Below are 6,535 nucleotides of genomic sequence, written 5' to 3'. Positions count from 1 at the left end.
GGTACTGGAACGATAACGCCTTCGATTGCCTCCAGCTTGACCAACTGTGCATATAGGGCTGCTACGATCTTGTTCGGGAAGACCTCATAGGCAACGGCCGGATCCATTGTTATGAAGATTCCCGTGTTCGCACCTATAACAAGAGTGTCTTTCGGGGTTGCAGCAAATCCGGTTGCCGCAACGATAAGTACCATTAAGAAAACTAGCATGAAGCTTCGCTTCATTCTTGCACCTCCTTTTCCACTAAAGGTTGATGACAAAATTAGAACAGAATAGGATACTGTCTATCTTTCTCCTGCCTGAACCCGACAGGATCGACATCCTTGAGCAATAAATGAGAATCTAGATCGTGATAAGTAAAAGCGCCAGTCCCCGCAGCAAAATGCACGCTCTGTGAGACTCCGATTCCAGACTCGCTCATGCAGCCTATCATAAGACCAATGCCCGCGCTGTTGCACATCTCCACTATCGCAAGAGCGTCAGAGAGACCCGACTTCATGAGTTTGATATTGACGTAGTCGACGGCGCCTTCCTTTATAAGCCTCATAACATCGTACTTCGTCTTCGCGCTTTCATCTGCGCCAACTGGATACATCGAGCCCTGCCTGATTATCTTCAATCCCTCGAAGTCTTCGGCAGGAACTGGTTGTTCAAATATCCCCACAGGCACATCGTTTCTGTACATTGCATCTATGAATCTCAATGCTTCTTTGGTCGTGTAACCGGTATTGGCATCAATGACATACCTGACTCCTTTGATTTCGTCATTGACTGCCAGCACCCTAGCCACGTCGCTCTTTACATCTTCGCCTACCTTCATCTTGATAACTTTGTGGCCGGCATCAAAGATCTCCTTTGCATCATGAACAGTCTCTTCCAGACTACCGATGCTAACGGTCTTGTCTGTTTCCACAAAGTCCTTCATCCCTCCAAGAATCTGATATACAGGGGTGGAGATCGATCTCGAGAAAGCATGTAGCGTCGCGAACTGAATGGCGGCCTTCAAACTGGGAGCTGTTCTGGAGTACGCATCCAGCTTTGCAAAGACCTTCCTGTAGTCACAGACGTCTAGGTCCTTGATCATCTCGAGGATCTCCTTCTGGAGCTGGAAAATCGCTGCTTCGCTCTCACCGTTGACCCTGAACGATGAAGAGGACTCGCCCAGACCGACTGTTCCGTCTGAAAGAACCAGTTCCACCTCGATATTTACTTTGGAAGTGGAAACATTGTTCGCAATGTGAAAAGGCTTTACGAAGTCCCATTTCTTTTCAGTGAAACGCAGATCCTTGATCTTCATCATTTCCTCCCCTTATAAGAAAGCATAACCCACTTTCAATAGTGAAAAAACATCTATACAATAATACCTTAAATGGTTATTCTCTCCAAAATAGAGTAACCTACTCGGTTTTGCGATACTTAGTTATAACATAAATTATGTAACACCTAAGCATCATCATATTAAAGCTGTTGCCATTCATTAGATTGAACTAGGGCTAATCTTTCCGTCGTAATCATTTTCTTTGACACACTGGCTGGTAAGATTAGTTCAGAAAGCAATAAGAAAGAGATTTCGAATTCTTCACCTCGATAATACGAGGCTAATGGTCGTTGCCCGTTGATGGTCCACCTCCGAAAGAGAAGAGCATGCGCCGAAAAGCATCGGTCGATGCAATGCCCACTCCGTCGGGAAGTGATGCGCCAAAAAGCATCGGCGGAAGTGATGCTGCTGCGCAGGAAGTGATGCCCGGAGTATCATCCGGGGAAATGATGCTGGTGCGTAAACGCCAGGAGGAAATCGAAAAGACCAAGTCTTCTGACGCTGGCCAACAAGGCTCCGCCTGGCAAGTATCGCCTTCGGCGAGGCCAGTTCCGCTTCGCGGGAGAAGAGCCGCTGCACGCTGCAAAGAGCCGTCCTTGGTTCGTCCCAAACCATGAACCCGTCCTTCGGAAGAGCAGTTGCAAGTTGACTGTTCCAAGTTGCGAGCATAAGAACCGGTGTGCGCTTAAGAGAAAAAACCCGCTGGTCGCTGAGCGAAAGAATTCGTCATCTGAACTTGATTCAGAATCTCGATGATGTTCTCTTGTTGAATGTCAGTAACGAGCTTACTTCATTGCCATTAGAACAGGTCTCCTTTCTTTTTCTTGCAACTTGCATCTAGGAACTCACAACCGTTCTTCTCGGAGAACGGAGAACCGTCCAACGGCGAACCGGTTTCACTTTGCTCTTTCCAACCCCCAACCGTTACCTGCAACCACGGCCCTTCACAAGAGCAGATCCCGAAACAAGTTCGGGATGACAGCAAATCGTTATTCCGAAAACCGCGTCGCGATAAGGATGCGAAAAGTCTACGAAAAGCCACCAGCGGGACGATAGTGAGGGGCTTCCACAAACCGCTGCGCGGACAACTTCCTCAGTTGCATTGAAACCCTGAATTGATTGCCGGTTCTCTTCACGAGACCCCATACCCTGTAATCGATACCATGCCCTTCGCGTCATCTGAACTTGTTTCAGCATCTCTATCCTAAGAACCGCTGTACACTGATGAAAACCGCGTTGTCCGTCAACGGTCCACCGTTCTCAGAGAGGATCAAAACCAGGTCCCGGATCAAGTCCGGGATGACAACGTGAGAGACACGCGAGAAGGCGAGATTGGTATGACAGCCTTTGCTGATTCCGAAAGCGAAATAATTCGTCTGAACTTGTTTCAGCATCTCTATCCTAAGATCCGTTGTGCGCTTAAAAGCGGAGAACCCGCTGGTCGCTGAGCGAAAGAATCCGTCTGAACTTGATTCAGAATCTCGATGATGTTCTCTTGTTGAATGTCAGTAACGAGCTTAGTTCATTGCCATTAGAACAGGTCTCCTTTCTTTTTCTTGCAACTTGCATCTAGGAACTCACAACCGTTCTTCTCGGAGAACGGAGAACCGTCCAACGGCGAACCGGTTTCACTTTGCTCTTTCCGACCCCTAACCTCCTACCCCCAACCACGGTTCATATTCTTCTCACGATCTTGAACTTGCTCTTGTCTGCCCTATATAGTGAAATTACGTACTCAATGCAGATGTCGCTCTTTGTGTAGGTGAATCGCTTCCTCATTATTGCGCAATCGTCCTGTTCCTGTCTGAGAAAACGGGCCTCTTCCTTCTTGAGTCTGGTAAGCTCCATTTCTTCTTCGGCGTAGGAGATGTTGATTCCAAACTCCTTTCTAAGGATTCCATAAAGGGATTCCCTTTCCATGTCTCTCTGGGTTATGTTTAGAAGCCTAATGTCGGCCCCCACGTTCAGATATGCCTCTTCAATTGCGTAGGGTTCGCCCTCGAGAATCCTTACTCTTTTCAATAGCACAACCATTGCATCGGCAGGAATGTCGAAGAGCTCGACGGCATCGGCAGGAACCCTAACGAGTCTGTTTTCGAGAACCACGGAGCGAGTCTCAATGCCTCTCTTTCTTGCTTCGTCTGTGAACCCTGTAAGTATTGCCAGTTGTTCTTCTCTCTTGGAGCCCGTTACAAAGGTTCCCTTCCCCTTCAGTCTTTCAATGACCCCCTCTCTTCTGAGCTCATCCATCGCCCTTCTAACTGTAAGTCTGCTTATACTATATTTTTGACAGAGGTCCTTCTCTGTTGGGAGCTTGTCCCCTTTCTGGTATTTTCCGGAATTCAGGGATTCCTTTAAGTCCATATATAGCTTGTAATATAGCGGAATCGGTGTTTCGGCCATGACGACCCCCTTCACTCTCTGTACTTCAACTCACCGGGATAAAGAAGACAATCCTCTACAAAGTCTATGAACTCCATTCCGGATTCCTTCCACTCTCTGTAATCAAGGTTATGTGTTCTGATCTTCAGTGCGCTTTCTTTAATACCTATTAGATCGTCCGAACGATCCATGATATCAAATTGTTCATATTTTAGCAAATAATCCATCATCTTCAAAGTTATCACGAAATAGTTGTCTTCAATCCTGGGGAAGAATTCGACTCCACTGCAGTTGGCATTGGCATACTTTCTGTAAAAGGGCATATAATCACGGCTCCTAACTCTAAGACCAGGGAACTCCTCCCTGAGGTATTTGGTTAGGTCGGAGCCGTCTATCCACGGAGCGCCTATCACAAGGAAGGGTTTAAAAGTACCCCGGCCTTCAGATACGCTTGTACTTTCAAAGAAGCAGGTCCCTGCATAGCCGAGAAGGGACTCGAATGTTGGCACGTTTGGTGAAGGTACATTCCAGAGAAGAGATGTGTTGTCGTGCATCTCTCCTCGCCACCCTTCAAGCCTGGAAATTTTCAGATCGAGGTCGAGTCTCTTGAGTTTCTTGAAGTAATGAGCCAGTTCGCCAGTGGTTAGACCGTACTGTAAAGGAAGCTCGTAACCACCAACAAAGGTTTGGAGATCGTTTTCGATTCTACTTCCAAAGACTCCTCTGCCCAGAGGGTTTGGCCTGTCAAGGACCATGTATTGAAGACCGTACTCGGCGGCAGCTTCCATCGTATAGGCAAGAGTGTATATGTAGGTATAGAATCTCAATCCCACATCCTGTATGTCGTATACCAGCATGTCCAAGCCGTCAAGATCCTCCTTCACGGGTTTGCGTTTGTCTCCGTATAGACTGACGATGGGTACCCCATACTTCGGGTGGAGGGTATCACTAACATGCGCTCCGTCTGCAACTCCTCCCAGGCCGTGTTCTGGTGTGAAGATCTTCTTTACATTCAGACCGTTTTCGAACAGTATGTCAATTCCCCATTTCAAGTCTGAGTCAACAAAAGAGAAGTTAGTTACCAGTCCTATAGCTTTCTTCTTCAACCCGATGAGACCATTTTTCTGAAGCTGGTCTATCCCGAGTAGAATCATGAGCATCACCCCCTGCAAATATGTTTATTCTCAATGACAATCATGCCATATTGTCATATCATTTTCCGAGTCCTCACGGAAGTCTCGGTGAAGAGCTTTACGAGCCTAAAGGTTAGGAAAGAAAAAGAGCCGATTAATCGGCTCAGGATTCGAGTTAATAATATATAGGAAAGAAATCCACTATTTCTGTCCGTAATGATTCTTCACAAAATCCTGCATCTTAAGGCACTCGTCATGAGAGATAACTTTGGGAGTTCCTAAAATCGTAGCCATGATTATTGTCTTTGCAGATTTCTCAAGTACTTCTGCCACTTTGAAGGCGTCGCTCAAATCGCCTCCGACACAGACTGCTCCGTGATTGGCTAGTAAAGCGGCGTTGTTGTTTCCCAGTGCGGAAACTACGTTTGCCGCAAGTTCTTCTGTTCCGGGTAATGCATACTCCGCGCATTTCACTCCCTCTCCAATTATCTGTATCAGTTCTTCGGAGACAGCAGGTATATCTTTCCTGGCTATCGCGAATGCCGTAGAGTATTGGGGATGGGTGTGGATAACCGCTCCAACATCCGGTCTGTGCCTGTAGATCATCCTGTGCAGTGCATGTTCTATACTTGGCTTTCGTTTGCTGTCAATAGTATTGCCCTTCATGTCTGCCATCACAATATCATCGATCTTCAAACTCCCGTAGCTCATCCCGCTTGGGGTTATGAGAAAGGTTTCATCGTTGACTCTGACGCTTATGTTTCCCCATGTTCCCACCGTCATGCCTCTGTCTTCCATTCTCTTGCAGGCATCTAGCACCAGGCTTGCAAGTTCATCTCTATTCATGCGTATACGCCTCCAACTTCTCCATGATTGAACGTGTGCTGACATAAATCTCTTTATATATTCCAAATAGATTCTCATATTTCTTTGCCCTGATTGGGTCAGGAATCACAGTTTCGACATGTCTGATCAGCTTGGCAGCTTCCCCAGGATCGCCAATTTCATTTGTGGCAAGAAGGGCGAGTATCAAGTTTCCTATTGCACCGGTGTCCTGAGTCTCTAGGGTTCTCACTTTCTTTCCGTAGACATCTGACTGTATCTTCCGCCAAACCGGACTCTTACTGCCCCCTCCCATAACGTTCACACTGTCGAATTTGACTCCCAACTCTTCAACGACTTTCATACAGTCTTTTATGGAGAATGAAACCCCTTCCATAATTGCCCGGACCATGTGTGCCTTGGAGTGTTTCATGGTCAGTCCAAAAAAGACGCCCCTTGCCTTTGAATCCCACAATGGGGTTCTTTCACCCATGAGATAAGGAAGGAAAACTAGGCCTTCCGACCCGAGAGAGACCCCTTTCGCCAGGGAGGAGTACTCGTCAAACACTTCGTTATTTCTCTCTTTGTCGAAGACATTTCTAAACCAGGTTAAGCTAGAAGCGGCAGTCTGAGTAATCCCGAGAATATCCCAGTAACCCTCAAGTGGATAGCTCCAGCACATGACCCTCTTCTTTGGGTCTATTACCGGGCTGGATGTGCAGGCGGCAACAACACCGGCCGTGCCGACTATGCACGAAACCTCTCCTTCACCGAGAAGGCCCGAACCCAATTCAGCCACTGAGTGATCAGAACCTCCGTTGACTACCGGTGTCCCCTGAATCAGGCCGGTCTCTCTTGCCGCTTTCTCGGTGACATGACC

General features: G+C 47.3%; 5 protein-coding genes and 1 pseudogene. All 6 read right to left on the bottom strand.

The annotated features are described in order from the left end of the window. Positions 1–224 (bottom strand): annotated as a pseudogene (locus tag BG32_RS02845) (ABC transporter substrate-binding protein); the annotation flags it as partial. Positions 225–262: 38 nt separating this feature from the next. After that, complete coding sequence (locus BG32_RS02840; RefSeq protein WP_183084269.1) at positions 263–1,300, bottom strand: L-Ala-D/L-Glu epimerase; 1,038 nt, start codon at positions 1,298–1,300, stop codon at positions 263–265. A 1,692-nt stretch (positions 1,301–2,992) separates the two neighbouring features. Continuing rightward, complete coding sequence (locus tag BG32_RS02825; protein ID WP_121526336.1) at positions 2,993–3,721, bottom strand: GntR family transcriptional regulator; 729 nt, start codon at positions 3,719–3,721, stop codon at positions 2,993–2,995. A gap of 11 nt (positions 3,722–3,732) precedes the next feature. Then, complete coding sequence (locus tag BG32_RS02820) at positions 3,733–4,854, bottom strand: exo-beta-N-acetylmuramidase NamZ domain-containing protein (RefSeq protein ID WP_121526335.1); 1,122 nt, start codon at positions 4,852–4,854, stop codon at positions 3,733–3,735. A 180-nt stretch (positions 4,855–5,034) separates the two neighbouring features. Then, positions 5,035–5,679 carry a class II aldolase/adducin family protein gene (locus BG32_RS02815; protein WP_121526334.1) on the bottom strand — a complete coding sequence of 215 codons (645 nt, stop codon included), beginning with the start codon at positions 5,677–5,679 and terminating at the stop codon, positions 5,035–5,037. Next, positions 5,672–6,535: FGGY-family carbohydrate kinase (locus BG32_RS02810; RefSeq protein WP_259459465.1), on the bottom strand; the 864-nt coding region annotated here is incomplete at its 5' end. The genes BG32_RS02810 and BG32_RS02815, both read right to left, overlap by 8 nt.

The organism is Mesotoga sp. HF07.pep.5.2.highcov (genome assembly GCF_003666285.1).
Taxonomy (GTDB): domain Bacteria; phylum Thermotogota; class Thermotogae; order Petrotogales; family Kosmotogaceae; genus Mesotoga; species Mesotoga prima.
The sequence above is the reverse complement of the archived record's forward strand: the minus strand, read 5'-3'. Positions and strand labels throughout refer to the sequence as shown.

Coding starts and splice junctions, on each gene's coding strand:
- BG32_RS02815 (WP_121526334.1), bottom strand. CDS start 5,679: ATGAATAGAGATGAACTTGCAAGCCTGGTGCTAGATGCCTGCAAGAGA.
- BG32_RS02820 (WP_121526335.1), bottom strand. CDS start 4,854: ATGATTCTACTCGGGATAGACCAGCTTCAGAAAAATGGTCTCATCGGG.
- BG32_RS02840 (WP_183084269.1), bottom strand. CDS start 1,300: ATGATGAAGATCAAGGATCTGCGTTTCACTGAAAAGAAATGGGACTTC.
- BG32_RS02825 (WP_121526336.1), bottom strand. CDS start 3,721: ATGGCCGAAACACCGATTCCGCTATATTACAAGCTATATATGGACTTA.